This window comes from Sphingomonas sp. IBVSS2, from assembly GCF_002127225.1.
In the GTDB taxonomy this organism is placed as follows: Bacteria; Pseudomonadota; Alphaproteobacteria; order Sphingomonadales; family Sphingomonadaceae; genus Sphingomonas.
This window is the reverse complement of record NZ_NFUR01000009.1, coordinates 82,119-97,571: the sequence shown is the minus strand read 5'-3', so window position 1 is coordinate 97,571 and position 15,453 is coordinate 82,119. Positions and strand designations below refer to the sequence as shown.

The 15,453-nt window shown below is 67.9% G+C and carries 14 protein-coding genes; 11 read left to right on the top strand and 3 right to left on the bottom strand.

What is annotated here, in order from left to right; all coding sequences use genetic code 11:
* Nucleotides 1-34: 34 nt before the first annotated feature.
* Entirely contained in the window at nt 35-1,204 is a 1,170-nt protein-coding gene (locus CAP40_RS20060) for a pyridoxal phosphate-dependent aminotransferase (protein ID WP_086131340.1), read from the bottom strand.
* 140 nt (nt 1,205-1,344) lie between these two features.
* Between CAP40_RS20060 and CAP40_RS20055 the strand changes: the two genes are divergently transcribed.
* The 8 genes from CAP40_RS20055 to CAP40_RS20020 are packed head-to-tail and all read left to right on the top strand — an operon-like array spanning nt 1,345 to nt 8,873.
* Nucleotides 1,345-3,648, top strand: coding sequence for a bifunctional salicylyl-CoA 5-hydroxylase/oxidoreductase (locus CAP40_RS20055; protein WP_086131339.1), 2,304 nt, complete (start codon nt 1,345-1,347; stop codon nt 3,646-3,648).
* A 5-nt stretch (nt 3,649-3,653) separates the two neighbouring features.
* A complete protein-coding gene (locus CAP40_RS20050) occupies nt 3,654-4,415 on the top strand; it encodes an SDR family NAD(P)-dependent oxidoreductase (RefSeq protein ID WP_086131338.1) in 762 nt (253 codons plus the stop codon).
* Nucleotides 4,412-4,903, top strand: coding sequence for a MarR family winged helix-turn-helix transcriptional regulator (locus CAP40_RS20045; protein WP_256924414.1), 492 nt, complete (start codon nt 4,412-4,414; stop codon nt 4,901-4,903). The genes CAP40_RS20050 and CAP40_RS20045 overlap by 4 nt, the downstream gene beginning before the upstream one ends.
* The gene (locus CAP40_RS20040; RefSeq protein WP_086131336.1) at nt 4,900-5,715 is read left to right on the top strand and encodes an enoyl-CoA hydratase family protein; all 816 of its coding nucleotides are present in this window, start codon (nt 4,900-4,902) and stop codon (nt 5,713-5,715) included. The genes CAP40_RS20045 and CAP40_RS20040 overlap by 4 nt, the downstream gene beginning before the upstream one ends.
* The gene (locus CAP40_RS20035) at nt 5,715-6,881 is read left to right on the top strand and encodes an acyl-CoA dehydrogenase family protein (protein ID WP_086131335.1); all 1,167 of its coding nucleotides are present in this window, start codon (nt 5,715-5,717) and stop codon (nt 6,879-6,881) included. The genes CAP40_RS20040 and CAP40_RS20035 overlap by 1 nt, the downstream gene beginning before the upstream one ends.
* Nucleotides 6,881-7,285 (top strand): thioesterase family protein, encoded by a 405-nt coding sequence (locus CAP40_RS20030; protein ID WP_086131334.1) that lies wholly within the window; start codon nt 6,881-6,883, stop codon nt 7,283-7,285. Before CAP40_RS20035 ends, CAP40_RS20030 begins: the two co-directional genes overlap by 1 nt.
* Nucleotides 7,282-7,686 (top strand): RidA family protein, encoded by a 405-nt coding sequence (locus tag CAP40_RS20025; RefSeq protein WP_218822193.1) that lies wholly within the window; start codon nt 7,282-7,284, stop codon nt 7,684-7,686. Before CAP40_RS20030 ends, CAP40_RS20025 begins: the two co-directional genes overlap by 4 nt.
* An 11-nt stretch (nt 7,687-7,697) precedes the next feature.
* Nucleotides 7,698-8,873 carry an acyl-CoA dehydrogenase gene (locus tag CAP40_RS20020; RefSeq protein WP_086131332.1) on the top strand — a complete coding sequence of 392 codons (1,176 nt, stop codon included), beginning with the start codon at nt 7,698-7,700 and terminating at the stop codon, nt 8,871-8,873.
* 38 nt (nt 8,874-8,911) lie between these two features.
* On the opposite strand, the gene CAP40_RS20015 is transcribed toward CAP40_RS20020, so the two are convergent.
* Nucleotides 8,912-10,240, bottom strand: a complete 1,329-nt coding sequence (locus tag CAP40_RS20015; protein ID WP_218822192.1) for a Xaa-Pro peptidase family protein — start codon at nt 10,238-10,240, stop codon at nt 8,912-8,914.
* A gap of 322 nt (nt 10,241-10,562) precedes the next feature.
* Here CAP40_RS20015 and CAP40_RS20010 point away from each other — a divergent pair, with 322 nt between their 5' ends.
* Nucleotides 10,563-11,036, top strand: a complete 474-nt coding sequence (locus CAP40_RS20010; RefSeq protein WP_179188402.1) for a MarR family winged helix-turn-helix transcriptional regulator — start codon at nt 10,563-10,565, stop codon at nt 11,034-11,036.
* 215 nt (nt 11,037-11,251) lie between these two features.
* Here CAP40_RS20010 and CAP40_RS20005 read toward each other — a convergent pair whose 3' ends face one another.
* Nucleotides 11,252-12,649, bottom strand: a complete 1,398-nt coding sequence (locus CAP40_RS20005; RefSeq protein WP_179188401.1) for an amidohydrolase family protein — start codon at nt 12,647-12,649, stop codon at nt 11,252-11,254.
* 129 nt (nt 12,650-12,778) lie between these two features.
* Between CAP40_RS20005 and CAP40_RS20000 the strand changes: the two genes are divergently transcribed.
* The gene (locus CAP40_RS20000; protein WP_086131329.1) at nt 12,779-14,632 is read left to right on the top strand and encodes a tetratricopeptide repeat protein; all 1,854 of its coding nucleotides are present in this window, start codon (nt 12,779-12,781) and stop codon (nt 14,630-14,632) included.
* Between the two features lie 37 nt (nt 14,633-14,669).
* Nucleotides 14,670-15,449, top strand: a complete 780-nt coding sequence (locus CAP40_RS19995; protein ID WP_086131328.1) for a cyclase family protein — start codon at nt 14,670-14,672, stop codon at nt 15,447-15,449.
* Nucleotides 15,450-15,453: the final 4 nt, after the last annotated feature.

Here is a 15,453-nt window from a genome sequence, read left to right as displayed (position 1 = left end):
ACCATTCCCCACAACTCCCCTGTCCCTGCGCCTCTCAGAGCGCGTTGAAGAACCGCCCCAGCCGCTCCATCGCCTCGGCCACCCGCGCCTCGGATTCCGATCCGAAGCAGACGCGCAGATGCCCCTCCCCGCCCGGGCCGTAGAAGCTGCCGGATTCGACCACGACATGCGCCTCCTTCAGGATCGCCATGGCGAGATCCTGCGAGGAGCGGCCGGTGCCGCTGATGTCCGGAAAGGCATAGATGGTCCCTTCCGGCTCGGCGCAGGTGACGCCCGGCATCTGGTTCAGCGCCTGGACGACGATGTCGCGCTTGCGGCGATCGGCCTCGACCATCGCCCGCATCGCGTCCTGCGGCCCCTCCACGGCGGCGCGGGCACCTTCCTGGATGAAGACGTTGACGTGCGTCACGTCGGTCATGGTGATGCGCAGGATCGCGGGCATCAGCTTCGCATCGGCGGTCAGATAGCCGATCCGCCAGCCGTCCATCGAATAGGCCTTGGTGAAGGCGAAGCAGGTGATCGTCCGGTCGCGCATGCCCGGCAGGCTGGCGATGCTGACATGCTCGGCCTTGCCATAGGTGATATATTCATAGACCTCGTCGGAGAGCACCAGCAGGTCGTGCGCGATCGCCAGGTCGGCGACATGTTGCAGCTCCGCGCGGCTATAGACGCGGCCCGTCGGATTGGCCGGGTTGACCAGCACGATCATCCGCGTGCGATCGGTGATCTTCGCGGCGATCTTCTCCTTCGAGATCGCGAAATTGTCCGCCTTGTCGAGCGCGGCGATCACCACCTTGCCGCCGGCCAGCTCGGTCTTGCCGATATGCTGGGGATAATAGGGATCGAGCAGGATCACTTCGTCGCCCGGATCGATCGCGGCCATGAAGGCGGCGAAGGAGGCATGGGTGAGCCCGTTGCACACCAGCACCTCGTCGACGCCATAGTCCAGGCCGTTGAACGCGGCGAGCTTCTCCACCAGCGCCTGGCGGAAGGAGAGCGTGCCGCGGAAATCGCCGTAGTGGACGATGCCCGCGTCGAGCGCTGCCTTGGCAGCCGTCTTGATGTGCGCAGGCGTATCCGCGTGCGGCCGGCCGAACTCGAGATGGATCAGGTCCACCCCCGCCGCGTCCAGCTTCGCCGCCTCGTCATACATGCCGAAGCTCTTCTTCGATCCGCCCGTCAGGCGCTGTGCCGGCCACTTCATCCTTCGATCTCCCGCGATTCCATTACCTGTGAATAATTGCGTGATATATGATATTTCAAGCTTGAAATTTTAGGCTTGAAATATCTAGGGCCCGGCCGTTAGGTGACACGGACGGAGTCGCCGCGAAGGAGTTCTGGCCGATGAAGATCGCATGCGTGGGCGGCGGGCCGGCGGGCCTCTATTTCGCCATCTCGATGAAGGTGCGCGATGCCGGCCACGACATCCATGTGTTCGAGCGCAACCGCCCCGACGACACGTTCGGCTGGGGCGTCGTATTCTCGGACCAGACGGTCGAGAACCTGATGGCGAACGACCCCGTCAGCGGCGAGACGATCCGCGGCGAGTTCGCGCATTGGGACGATATCGACGTGCACATCCATGGCGAGTGCATCCGCTCCTCGGGGCACGGCTTCATCGGCATCGGCCGCAAGCGGCTGCTGGCGATCCTGCAGGCGCGCGCCCGCGAACTGGGCGTGGTGCTGCATTTCCAGCACGAGGCGGGACCGGACCTGGCCGATTGGGCGGACTATGATCTCGTCATCGCCGCCGACGGCGCCAACAGCCGTATCCGCAACGCGCACGCCGAGCATTTCGACGTCGATATCCAGGTGCGCAGGAACAAGTTCTTCTGGTTCGGCACCCGCAAGATGTTCGACGCCTTCACCTTCGCCTTCGAGGAGACCGAGGCGGGCTGGGTATGGGCGCATGCCTATCGCTTCGACGACAATCTCTCGACCTTCATCGTCGAGATGGACCCCGAGACCTGGCACGGCCTGGGCCTCGATGCGATGGACCAGCCCGAGGCGATCGCGCTGTGCGAGCGGATCTTCGCCCGGCATCTGGACGGCCATGGCCTGATGTCGAACGCGACTCACCTGCCCGGCCCCCAGGCCTGGCTCAACTTCCGCCGGATCGTCACTGGCCGCTGGTCGCACGACAAGTTCGTCCTGCTCGGCGATGCGGCGCACACCGCGCATTTCTCGATCGGATCGGGCACCAAGCTGGCGCTGGAGGATGCGATCAAGCTGGCCGAGGTGCTCAACCGCCCCGGGCTAGGCCGCGCCCAGGCGCTGGAGGAATATCAGGCCGAGCGCAATGTCGAGGTGCTCAAGCTGCAGAACAGCGCGCGCAACTCGACGGAGTGGTTCGAGACACTCGACCGTTATCTGCCCTTCGCGCCGATCCAGTTCGCCTATTCGCTGCTCACGCGTTCGCAGCGGGTCAGCCACGAGAATCTCCGCCTGCGCGATCCGGAATGGCTCGAAGGCGTGGAGCGCTGGTTCCAGACCCAGGCACCGGGTGGCCGGGGTGGCAAGCCGGTCCCGCCGATGTTCGCGCCGTACAAGCTGCGCGACATGGCGCTGGACAATCGCGTCGTGGTCTCGCCCATGGCCATGTATTCGGCCGTGGACGGCACCCCGACCGACTTCCATCTCGTCCATTACGGCACCCGCGCCCAGGGCGGCGCGGGGCTGGTCTATACCGAAATGACCTGCGTCTCGCCCGAAGGACGCATCACCCCGGGCTGCCCCGGCATGTACGCGCCCGAACATGTGGCGGCGTGGCGGCGGGTCACCGATTTCGTCCATGCGAACAGCAGCGCGAAGATCTGCCTCCAGCTCGGCCATTCTGGCGCCAAGGGCTCCACCAAGATCGGCTGGGAGGGCATGGATCAGCCCCTGCCCGAGGGCAATTGGCCGCTGATCGCCGCCTCCGACGTGCCGTGGAGCGCGGGCAACGCGGCGCCCCGCCCCATGACCCGCGCCGATATGGACGCGGTGCGCGACCAGTTCGTCGCCGCCGCGCGCATGGCGGTGGAAGCCGGCTTCGACATGATCGAGCTGCACGCCGCCCACGGCTATCTGCTCTCCAGCTTCATCACGCCGCTCCAAAATAACCGTAGCGACGACTATGGCGGCAGCCTGGAGAACCGCCTGCGCTACCCGCTCGAAGTGTTCGCGGCGATGCGCGCCGCCTGGCCCGCCGAGCGACCGATGTCCGTCCGCATCTCGGCGACCGACTGGATGGGCGACCAGGGCGTCACGCCCGACGAAGCGGTGGCGATCGCCCGCGCCTTCGACGAAGCGGGCGCGGATCTGATCGACGTCTCGGCCGGCCAGACCTGGGCCGAGTGCAAGCCGGTCTATGGCCGCATGTTCCAGACGCCCTTTGCCGACCAGATCCGCAACGAGGCGCGCGTCTCGACCATGGCGGTGGGCAACATCTTCGAGACCGACCATGCCAATTCGATCCTCGCCGCCGGCCGGGCCGACCTGGTCGCGATCGGGCGGCCGCACATGGTCGATCCGATGTGGACGCTGCGCGCCGCCGCCCAGCATGGCTATCGCGGCGTGCGCGTGCCGCCGCAATATCTGGGCGGGATGAGCCAGCTCGCCCGCAACCTGCAGCGCGCCGCCGAGGCCGGCGCGGCGCTCCGGAGCTGAGCCCTATGCGCCTGAAGGACATCCATGCGGTCGTCACCGGCGGGGGATCGGGGATCGGCGCGGCGATCGCCCGGGCACTCGCCGGAGAAGGCGCGCGCCTGACGCTGATCGGGCGCCGGCCCGATCCGCTCGAGGCCGTCGCCGCGACGATCCCCGGCGCGATCGCCCTGCCCGCCGATGTGACCGATCGCGCCTCGATCGATGCGGCCTTCGATGCCGCCCGCGCGGCGCATGGGCCGATCGGCATCCTGGTCAACAATGCCGGCATCGCTCCCAGCGCGCCCTTCGCCAGGGTGACGGCGGATGCCTGGCGCGCGACGATGGCGACCAATCTCGATGCGCTGTTCCATTGCTGCCAGGCCGCGCTGCCGGACCTGCTCGCGGCCCCGGCGGGGCGGATCGTCACCATCGCCTCCACCGCCGGGCTCAAGGGCTATGGCTATACCGCGCCTTATGTCGCCTCGAAGCACGGCGCGATCGGGCTGATGCGCGCGCTCGCCGCCGAGTTCGCCGCCACGCCGCTCACCGCCAATGCGCTCTGCCCCGGCTTCACCGACACCGATATCGTCGCCACGGCGATCGAGACCATCGCCAGCCGCACCGGCCGCAGCGAGGCCGAGGCCCTGGCCGAACTCACGCGCCACAATCCCCAGAAGCGGCTGATCGCGCCCGAGGAAGTCGCGGCGGCGGCGGTGTGGCTCTGCCTGCCCGCCAGCGCCTCGATCACCGGCCAGGCCATCCCCATCGCCGGCGGAGAAGTGACGTGACCCGCGCTGTTTCCTTGCGCGAAAAGCATGACGGCGCGCTCGACGATCGCGGCAGCGTGCGGCTGTGGCTGCGGCTGCTCACCTGCACCACGGTGATCGAGAAGCGGCTGAAGCGCGGCTTCGCCGACAAACACGATATCACCCTGCCCCGCTTCGACGTGATGGCCGCGCTCGATCGCCATCCCGAGGGGATGACGATGGGCCAGCTCTCCCAGGCGCTGCTCGTCTCGAACGGCAACGTCACCGGCGTCGTCCAGGCGCTGGTGCGCGACCGCTATGTGAGCCTCGCGCCCTCGCCCACCGATGGCCGCTCCTCGGTCGCGCGGCTGACCCAGTTGGGGCGCGAATGCTTCGCCGGGCTGGCCGAAGCGCATCATGCATGGATCGAAGCGATGCTGGCCGGGCTGGGCCGCGAGGAGCGCGGCCAGCTTCACCAGCTCCTGGGCGTGCTCAAGGACTCGCTCGCTGCAGATGGGGAGAAGGAATGACCATGGATCCGACCAGCTTCGTGGCCCAGCATTTCGGCTGGCATTTCGCCGAGGGCGTGGCGACGATCACGCTCGACCGGCCGGAACGAAAGAACCCGCTCACCTTCGAGAGCTATGCCGAGCTGCGCGATACCTTTCGCGACCTCGTCTACACGCTGCAGGTCAAGGCAGTGGTGGTCACCGGCGCGGGCGGCAATTTCTCCTCGGGCGGGGACGTCCATGAGATCATCGGGCCGCTGACCGAAATGGCGATGCCCGAGCTGCTCGCCTTTACCCGGATGACCGGCGACCTGGTCAAGGCGATGCGCGCCTGCCCGCAGCCGATCGTCGCGGCGATCGACGGCATCTGCGTGGGCGCCGGCGCGATCATGGCGATGGCATCGGACCTGCGCCTCGCCACGCCGGCGGCCAGGACGGCCTTCCTGTTCACCCGTGTGGGCCTGGCCGGCTGCGACATGGGCGCCTGCGCGATCCTGCCGCGGATCATCGGCCAGGGCCGCGCCGCCGACCTGCTCTATACCGGCCGGATGATGTCCGCCGAGGAAGGCGAGCGCTGGGGCTTCCACAACCGGCTGGTGCCCGCCGACGCGCTGCTCGGCGAAGCCCGGACGCTGGCCCGCAGCATCGCCACCGGCCCCAGTTTCGCGCACGGCATCACCAAGACCCAGCTCAACACCGAATGGGCAGTGAGCATCGAGACCGCGATCGAGATGGAGGCCCAGGCCCAGGCGATCTGCATGGCGACCCGGGACTTCCGCCGCGCCTTCGAGGCCTTTGCGGAGAAGCGCACTCCCGAGTTCGAGGGCAATTGATGGCCGACCGCAGCTTCCTCGACTGGCCCTTCCTCGACGACGGCCACCGCAAGCTGGCCGACGCGCTGGAGGCCTGGTGCATCGCCAACCTCAGCGACCATCACGGCGCCGATGTGGACGCCGAATGCCGGAGGCTCGTCCGCGCGCTCGGCGACGGCGGCTGGCTGCGCTACTGCGTGCCTGCGGCCTGGGGCGGCATGCACGAGACGCTCGACATCCGCTCGCTCGCGCTGATCCGCGAGACGCTGGCGCGCCATTCGGGGCTGGCCGACTTCGCCTTCGCCATGCAGGGTCTGGGATCGGGCACGATCTCGCTGTTCGGCACCGAGGCGCAGAAACAGGCCTATCTCCCCGCCGTGGCGCGCGGCGAGAAGATCGCCGCCTTCGCGCTCACCGAGCCCGGCTCGGGCTCCGACGTCGCCGCGATGGAGACGCTGGCCGAGCGCAACGGCAGGGGCTGGCGCGTGAACGGCGCCAAGACCTATATCTCGAACGGCGGCATCGCCGACTATTACGTCCTGTTCGCCCGGACCGGCGAGGCGCCGGGCGCCAAGGGCATTTCCGCCTTCCTCGTCGATGCCGGCACGGCGGGCCTGCGCGTCACCGAACGCATCGAAGTGATCGCCCCCCACCCGCTCGCCACGCTCGAATTCGCCGACATGGCGCTGCCCGCCGACGCGCTGCTCGGCGAACCCGGGCGCGGCTTCGCGGCGGCGATGGCGACGCTGGACATCTTCCGCACCACCGTCGGCGCCGCCGCGCTCGGCTTCGCCCGCCGCGCGCTCGACGAAGCGACCATGCGTGCCCGCAGCCGCAAGCTCGGCGACGGCACGCTCGCCGACAATCCGGTGACCCAGTCGAAGCTCGCCGAGATGGTGCTCGACATCGATACCTCCGCGCTGCTCATCTACCGCGCCGGCTGGCTGCGCGACGTGCGGGGCCAGCGCAATACCCGTGAGGCCGCACTCGCCAAGCTGCACGCCACCGACAGCGCCCAGCAGGTGATCGACAAGGCGGTGCAGATCTTCGGCGGCCTGGGAGTCACCGTCGGCGCCCCGGTCGAGGCGCTGTACCGCGAAGTGCGGGCGCTGCGCATCTACGAAGGCGCCTCCGAAGTGCAGAAGATCGTCATCGCCCGCCAGCATCTGGCGCAGAGCGCGGGCTGATGTTCCGCGTCGCCTACCCGCTGCGCTTCGCGCATTGCGACCCGGCAGGGATCGCCTTCTATCCGCGCTGCCTCGAGCTATGCGACGCCGCTGTCGAGGACTGGACCCCGGCGGTGCTGGGCGACGACCGGCGGGCGATGCACATGGGCCGCGGCCTCGGCCTGCCCACCGTCAGCCTTGCCTCCACCTTCACCGCGCCGAGCAGGCTGGGCGACCTGCTCGATTTCACCGTCAAGCTCACGCGAGTGGGCCGCAGCTCGATCGACCTTGAAGTCGATGTGACCTGCAACGGCACGCCGCGCTTCTCGGTCCACCTCACCCAGGTACTGATCGAGCTTGCCGGCGGCACGTCGCTGCCCTGGCCCGCCGAATATCGCCAACGCCTTGAAATGGAATGCCAATGACCGTACATCGGAGCCTGTTGCCCCCCGGCTGGAAGCGCCCGCGCGGCTATGCCAACGGGATCGCCGCGAGCGGCCGGATGGTGTTCACCGCCGGCGTGGTCGGCTGGGACGCCGAGGAGCGTTTCGTCGCCTCCGATCTCGCCGGCCAGTTCCGCCAGGTGCTGGTCAACACGCTGGCGATCCTCGCCGAGGGCGGCGCGGGCCCCGAGCATATCGCGCGCATGACCTGGTACGTCACCAGCCGCGACGAATATCTCGCCCAGATCGCCGAGATCGGCGCAGCGTATCGCGAGCTGATCGGCCGCAACTATCCGGCGATGGCCGTGGTCGAAGTCGCCGCGCTGGTCGAGGCCGAAGCCAAGGTCGAGATCGAGACGATCGCGATCGTCCCCACCGCCTGAGGAACTCCGACATGCAGAAATTCGACTGGGCCGATCCCCTGCTGCTCGACGCGCAGCTGGAGGACGAGGAGCGGATGATCCGCGATACCGCGCGTGACTATGCCCAGGCCCGGCTCGCGCCTCGGGCGATCGAGGCCTTCGACAAGGAAACGACCGACCCCGAGATCTTCCGCGAAATGGGTGCGCTGGGCCTGCTGGGCCCCACCGTGCCCGAGGCCTATGGCGGCGTCGGCGCTTCCTATGTCGCCTATGGCCTGATCGCCCGCGAGGTGGAGCGGGTGGATTCGGGCTATCGCTCGATGATGAGCGTCCAGTCGAGCCTGGTCATGTACCCGATCCACGCCTTCGGATCGGAGGCGCAGAAGCGGAGATACCTGCCCAGGTTGGCGACCGGCGAATGGATCGGCTGCTTCGGCCTGACCGAGCCCGATGCCGGCTCCGATCCCGGCGGCATGCGCACCCGCGCGACCAGGATCGACGGCGGCTATCGGCTGAACGGCGCCAAGACCTGGATCTCCAACGCGCCGATCGCGGACGTGTTCGTGGTCTGGGCCAAGTCGGACGCGCATGGCGGCGCGATCCGCGGCTTCGTGCTCGAAAAGGGCATGAAGGGCCTCTCGGCGCCGAAGATCGAGGGCAAGCTGAGCCTGCGCGCCTCGATCACCGGCATGATCCAGCTCGACGATGTCGAGGTGGGCGAAGACGCGCTGCTGCCCGAGATAGAGGGCCTCAAGGGCCCCTTCTCCTGCCTCAATCGCGCGCGCTACGGGATCAGCTGGGGTGCGCTCGGCGCCGCCGAGTTCTGCTTCCACGCGGCCCGCCAATATGGGCTCGACCGGCACCAGTTCGGCAAGCCGCTTGCCGCCACCCAGCTCTTCCAGAAGAAGCTGGCGGACATGGAGACCGAGATCGCGCTCGGCCTCCAGGCCTCGTTGCGCGTCGGGCGGCTGATCGACGCCGGCCGGTTCGCGCCCGAGATGATCTCGATCGTCAAGCGCAACAATGTCGGCAAGGCGCTCGACATCGCCCGGGCTGCGCGCGACATGCACGGCGGCAACGGCATCTCCGGCGAGTTCCAGGTGATGCGCCACCTGATGAACCTGGAAACGGTCAACACCTATGAGGGCACGCACGACGTCCATGCCCTGATCCTGGGCCGCGCGATCACCGGGATCGCCGCCTTCTGAAACGAGAAGGGCGGCCGGATCTCCCGGCCGCCCCGCCCTCACTTCACCAGCAGGATCCGGCTGTTGGGCGGATAGGCCCATTCGAAGCCGCGCTCGGTGACGACGCCATTGTCCTCCAGCGGGATCTTGATCTTGCGCCCGCCCCATTCGGGCACCGGCGTGTAGAGGAACAGCTCGATCGACAGGAAATTGCTCGGCCGCAACGTGTAGGTCATGCGCAGCGGGTTGAAGTCGGCGATCGACGGGCCCGAGCCATGCCCCCAATCGCCCACCGAATGGCTGCCGATCACCACGTCGGAGACCTTCATGTCCTTGCTCGGATCGTCATAACGGCCGAGCACCAGCCCCGGCGTCGCCGCGACACGCCTGTTGACCGCGGCGAGCGCATCCCCGGCGGTCACGCCCGGGCGGATCACGTCGAGGATCATCCTGCGGATGCCCTGCGCCTTGTCATAGGCGCGTTGCACGCCGGGCGGCGGCACGTTCTCGCCGGGCCTGAGCACATAGGCCATGCGTTTCATATCGGTGTAATAGAAGAGATAGTTCACGCCCCAGTCGACCGTGATCAGGTCCCCCGGCTGGATCACATGGTCGCCCGAGACCGGGCCACGCTCGCCCGGACCCAGTATGTAGATGCTCGGCAGGCCGAAACTGCTGCCCAGCCCCTCCTTGTGGAGCTGCTCCATCATCCACCAGGCGACGTCGCCGGTGGTGGTGTGGCCGGGCACGATCACTTCGCTGGAGAGCGCACGCTCCAGGATGGTGCGCGAATATTCCCCCGCCTTGGCGAAGGCCGCGATTTCGTTGATCGAATGGCGCGCACGAAAGTCGGAGACCAGCTTCTCGGCCGGGACCAGCCGCGCCGCCAGCACCGGGCCGAGCGTCTCCACCAGCTTCGCGTGCAGCGAATGGCTGAGCCCGTCGGCGGTGCCGATCTCGCTGGCGACGTCGATGCCGATCCGCCTGGGATCGCGCGCCTCGACGAACCTGCGCAGTTCGGCGGGCGAGAGCTTCAGGTCGTAGAGCGGGCATTGGTCGAACGCCGCGCCGCCGATTCCCATCGCCGCGCGCTCGATCCGGCCACTGCCGGTGCGGTCGGTGAAGACATGATAGCCGACATCGCCCACATAGCCGCCGCCGAGCAGTGCGGCATTGGGGTCGTCATGCCCCTCGCGCGAGGCGACGATCCACATGTCGATGCGGTTCTCGCGCATCGCTTCGGGCAGGATCAGGTCGAGCTTGTCCTTGCGGATCTGGCACATCTGGTCCCAGCGCCGCTTCGCCTCCTGGCCCTGCACGGGCGCCGCCGCGAGCAAGGGCAGGATGGCGAACGGCAGGGCCAGACGACGGAAGCGCTTCGACGACACGCTTGTTCTCCCATGATTTCACTCCGGAAGCGTGACAGGCCCGCAACGGAAATGGAACAATAATCACGCAATTTTCGTTGATATTTCACTGCGTGTTCGGCATGGGCCCGCCTTCCCGCATGGCAGGAGCCGTCCATGGCGCTTCCGCCACGCAACCGATCCGGCACAAATGACGATTGATAGGTGTAGAAACATATGTTTTCGGCTAATTCGCCTGCCGGATGCCGTCCGGCCCGGCGCAACGTCTTGATCCTGCGGAAAGATTGAGGGAAACATGGCCACCAGCGCGGTGAAGAAAACGGCGAGAACGGCAGAGGATCTGATGGACAATCGCAGCGTCTACGACCCGAGCAGCCCCAATTTCCGCCTCGAGAACTCGCCTTTCTACCTGATGGCGCATGCCGATTTCAAATATCACGAGGACATGGACATCGTGCTGCACAAGCATGGCGTGTCCAAGCCGATCTATCGCGTGATGACGGTGCTCCGCGAGCGCCAGCCGGCCAGCATCGGCGCGATCGCCGAGGCGGCGCTGACCAAGCGCTCGACGATCAGCCGGATCATCGACCGGATGGTCGAGCAGGGCCTCGTCACCACCGAGCCCAATCCGGAAGACAATCGCATCACCGAAGTGACGCTGACTCCAGCCGGCCAGCAGACCCTGCGGAAACTGACCCCGATCGTCGGCCGCCAGTTCAGCCGCGCGATGGACGGGGTGAGCGACCGCGACATCGCCCATTTGCTGCGCACGCTGCAGAAGATCAGCGCGAACCTGAGCAAGCTGCCGATCGAGTGACGAGGGGACGCGGAGCGATCGAGCCGCAACGCTTCGAGCCAAATTCCATCGTCACCCTGAACTCGTTTCAGGGTCCAACGTGCCACGGGCGATATCGCGGGTGGAGAATTGGATGCTGAAACAAGTTCAGCATGACGGAAGGGAGAGGCTTCGACATTGCGTTTCCCTCCCCGCCAACCGGAAGCGGCGGGGTGAAAGCCGAATATCGGCACGCCCTACCGGCCCCCGCCGTCCACCACGACCTTGCCATCGGCGATGACATAGCGGACGTCGCGTAGATTCTTCAGCGAATCCAGCGGATTGGCGCCGATAACCAGGATATCGGCGATCTTGCCCGGCTCGATCGTGCCCAGCTTGTCGCCCATGCGCATGATCCTTGCGCCGGTGCTGGTGGCCGCGGCGAGCACATCGGCATTGGTCATGCCTGCCTGGCGGAGATAATCGAGCTCGCGGAAATAGGCGTCCGGATAGCGCCATTCATTCTCGAACGGGATATCGGTGCCCACGCCGATCGGCACGCCGGCGCGCCAGGCTTCGTTCACGCGCTTCAGATGATCCTGCTGGTTGATCACGAAGCGGCGCGAATGGGTGTAATAGAAGCCGCCGCCGGGGATGCCCGCGGTCGGGTAGCCGCCCTCCAACAGGTTGTCGAAGGCGCCGATCGTCGGCACGAAGGCGGTGCCGTGCTTCTTCATCAGCGCTACCGCCTGGTCGCTGAGCAACAGCGGATGCTCGAGCGTGTCGACACCCGCCTCGATCGCCCAATCGGTATATTTGCCATAGCTGTCGATCGCCACCGGCACGCCGAGCGAATGCGCCTCGTCGATCGCCGCGGCCAGTTCCTCCCTGGCGGCGGGTGCGCTGATCTTGATCCAGTCGGACAGGCGCCGGACCTGCTCGCGCACCGCCTTGCGCCATTCCCACGGCCCGTCGACCCCGTGCGGATCGCCGCCGAGATTGGGCTTTTCGCGGCCGGTGGCGGTGGAGGTCACTTCGTCGCCATGGCCACCCGTGCTGGCGATCAGCTTGCCGCTCCACAGCACGCGCGGGCCCCGGATCATGCCGCGATCGACCGCTTCCTTGATGCGCAACGCCACGTCATCCATCGTGCCGACGTCGCGCGCGGCGGTGATGCCCGCGGTGACCATCTGCTCGGCCAGCACCGTGCCGCGGATCGCCGCGGCGGCCGGGCTGTCCGAATAGCGGCCCATGTCGGTGCCGCGCTGCTGGGTGAAATGGATGTGGAGGTCGATCAGGCCCGGCAGGATCCACAACCCTCGCGCATCGATCGTCCGCGCCGCATTGGCGGGCACGGGCGTGCCGGCCGGCCCGGCGGCGAGGATGCGGTCGCCCTGGAGCACGATCACTGCGTTCGGGATCGGCGCACCGCCCCGGCCGTCGAGCAGGGTTCCGCCGGTGAGCGCGATCACCGGCTCGTGGCTGCGATCGATCGGCGGGATCGGCAGGCGGCGGACATCGTCCGTCGTCTCGGGAATCGCGCGCTGCGCATGCGCGAGATGCGGCGTCAGCACCCCGATCAGCAGCGCCGCCGAGATCGCCGCCCCGCGCAGAAGCTGCTTCCGAACCGCACCGTGCTTCCCCGATCCCCTCATGGCGACACCCTTATCATTCCCAATTACACATGATTTAAAGCGTGATTCCCTTGACGAAACAAGGGGCATTTGCAACCTTTCCCCTTCGGCGGGCTCCCGGAAGGACATCCGCCATGGGAATCGCGCTCGATGGAACAGGCACCGCGACAGCAAGGCCCGGCACTTCCGCCAGCGGAGCCGAGCGGCCTCGGCGCGCAGGCGCTTGGCGAAGCCCTGCAGCATGCCATGGGGCTGGCGCGCGACGGCCAGGCAGGAGCGGCCGAAACCATCCTGCTGCATGTGCTGGATCTCGCTCCCGAGAATCCCGACGCGCTCCAGTTGCTCGGCATGATCGCGCGAGGGGCAGGCCGGCACGAGGCAGCGGTGGTGCTCTTCCGCCGCTCGCTCGCGGCCGCCCCGAACCAGCCCCATGTGCACAACAATCTCGGCAACAGCCTTGGCGACCTGGGCGATCCCACCGGCGCGGCACACGCCTATCGCGAGGCGCTGTCGCTCGCGCCCGCCTATGACGAGGCTCGGGTGAACTTGTCGATCGCGCTGCTCGCCGCCGGGGAACCGCGATCCGCCTGCGAGACGCTCGCCCCGCTGCTGCGCCGCGATCCGCGCAACGCACGCGCCTGGGCCATACTCGGCCAGGCGCGGCGGGAAAATGGCGAGCTCGATCACGCCATCGCCGCCTTCCGCACCGCGCTCACGCTGCGGCCCGGCCATGTCGCCACGCTGCTCAATCTGGGTGTTGCGCTGCGCCTTGCCGGCTGGCCGGAGGAAGCCCTGCCCCTGCTCGCCCGCGCGGCCGAGATCGATCCGGCCAATCCGGAGATCGCCTATGTCCTGGGCCATTGCCTGCAGGACCTTGGCCGGGTGGACGCCGCCATCGTCTCCTATGAACGCGCGATCACCTTGCGCCCCACCGATCGCGCCGCGCATGAATCGCTCAACGATCTGCTGTGGCGGCAGGGCCGCAGCGCGGCCTGGCTGGCCAGCTATCGCACCGCGCTGGCCCGCTTTCCGGGCAATGAAGGGTTGCTATGCGACCTGACCGACCGGCTGCTGCTCGCCGGGGACGCCGCAGGCGCCGCCGCGCTGCTCGCGCCGCACGCCGATCGCGCGGGGCCGGAGCTGCGTTACCAGCTCGGCCGGGCTCGCTGGTCGCTGGGCGAAGTAGAAGCGGCGCTCCTGGCGTTCGACGCCGCGCTCGCCCGCGATCCCGGTTTCGCCCCCGCCGCACGCGAGGCGGCCCGATCGCATATCGTCCTCGATCGTCCCGTCGAGGCACTGGCCCGGCTGGAGCCACTGCTCGCCGCCGATCCGTTCGACCAGCAGGCGCTCGCGCTCCAGGGCCTAGCCTGGCGCTTCACGGGCGATCCGCGCGAAGCCTGGCTGAACGATGTCGAGCGCCTCGTCTCGGCGCGCCTGCTGGCACCGCCCGACGGCGACACCGCCGGCTTCAACGCGCGGCTGGATGCTGCGCTCACCGCGCGTCACCGCGACCAGCGGCATCCGCTCGGGCAGACGCTACGCGGCGGCACCCAGACCAGCGACGACCTGTTCACCCTGCCCGATCCGATGATCGCCGCGGTGCGCGCGATGATCGAGGCGCAGGTCCGTCGCTGGCTGGCCGCACTGCCGGCAGACACGGACCACCCCTTCCTTCGCCGCAATACGGGCCGGTTCGCCTTTTCCGGCTCCTGGTCGGTGCGGCTGCGCAGCGCCGGCTTCCACGAGAACCACATCCACCCCCAGGGCTGGATCAGCGCCTGCTATTATGTCGCCCTGCCCCAGGCGGTCGACTACCACCGCCAGGGCTGGCTCAAGTTCGGCGAGACCGGCCTTCGCCTGGGGGAGCGCGAACGGATCACCCGCATGATCCGGCCCGAGCCGGGCCTGCTCGTGCTGTTCCCTTCCTATTTCTACCACGGGACGGTGCCGTTCGAGGATTCCGGCCACCGCACCACCATCGCCTTCGACATCGTGCCGGCATGACCAGGCGCGAGCACAACCAGCCCCAGGGAGGACAGACATGACCAGCCAGACGCTCGAGAGTTTCGCCGCCGGCATCGCATCGGGTGCGATCCGCACCATCGACCTCACCCAGACGCTGTCGCCCGACACGCCCACGCTCGTCCTCCCGCCCGAGTTCGGCCAGTGCGCCGGGTTCAGCCAGGAGGAGATCTCCCGCTATGACGAACGCGGCGTCGCCTGGTACTGGAACAACTTCACCGTCAGCGAGCATACCGGCACCCATTTCGACGCGCCGATCCACTGGATCACCGGCAAGGACCTGCCCAACAACGCCGTCGACACGGTGCCGCCCGCCGACTTCATCGCGCCGGCCGTGGTGATCGACATATCGGCCAGATCGGCGGTGAATCCCGACTATCTCCTTACCGTGGCGGATATCCAGGCCTGGGAAGCCGAGCATGGCCGCATCCCGCCGCGCAGCTGGATCCTGCTGCGCACCGACTGGTCGAAGCGCGACGTCGATGCCTATGTCAATCGCCGCGAGGACGGGGCGCATACCCCCGGGCCCTCGGCGGAAGCGGTCCGGTTCCTGATCGACGCGCGCGACGCGCATGGGCTCGGCGTCGAGACGATCGGCACCGATGCCGGCCAGGCGCATCTCCTAGACCCGGCCTATCCGGCGCATACGCTGTTCCATGCGGCGGGGCGCTACGGGCTCCAGTGCCTGGAGAATCTCGACCTGCTGCCACCGACCGGCACGGTGATCCTCGCCACGCCGCTCAAGATCCGGGGCGGCTCGGGCAGCCCATTGCGCGTCCTGGCGCTGGTGGCGGGCTGAGCGG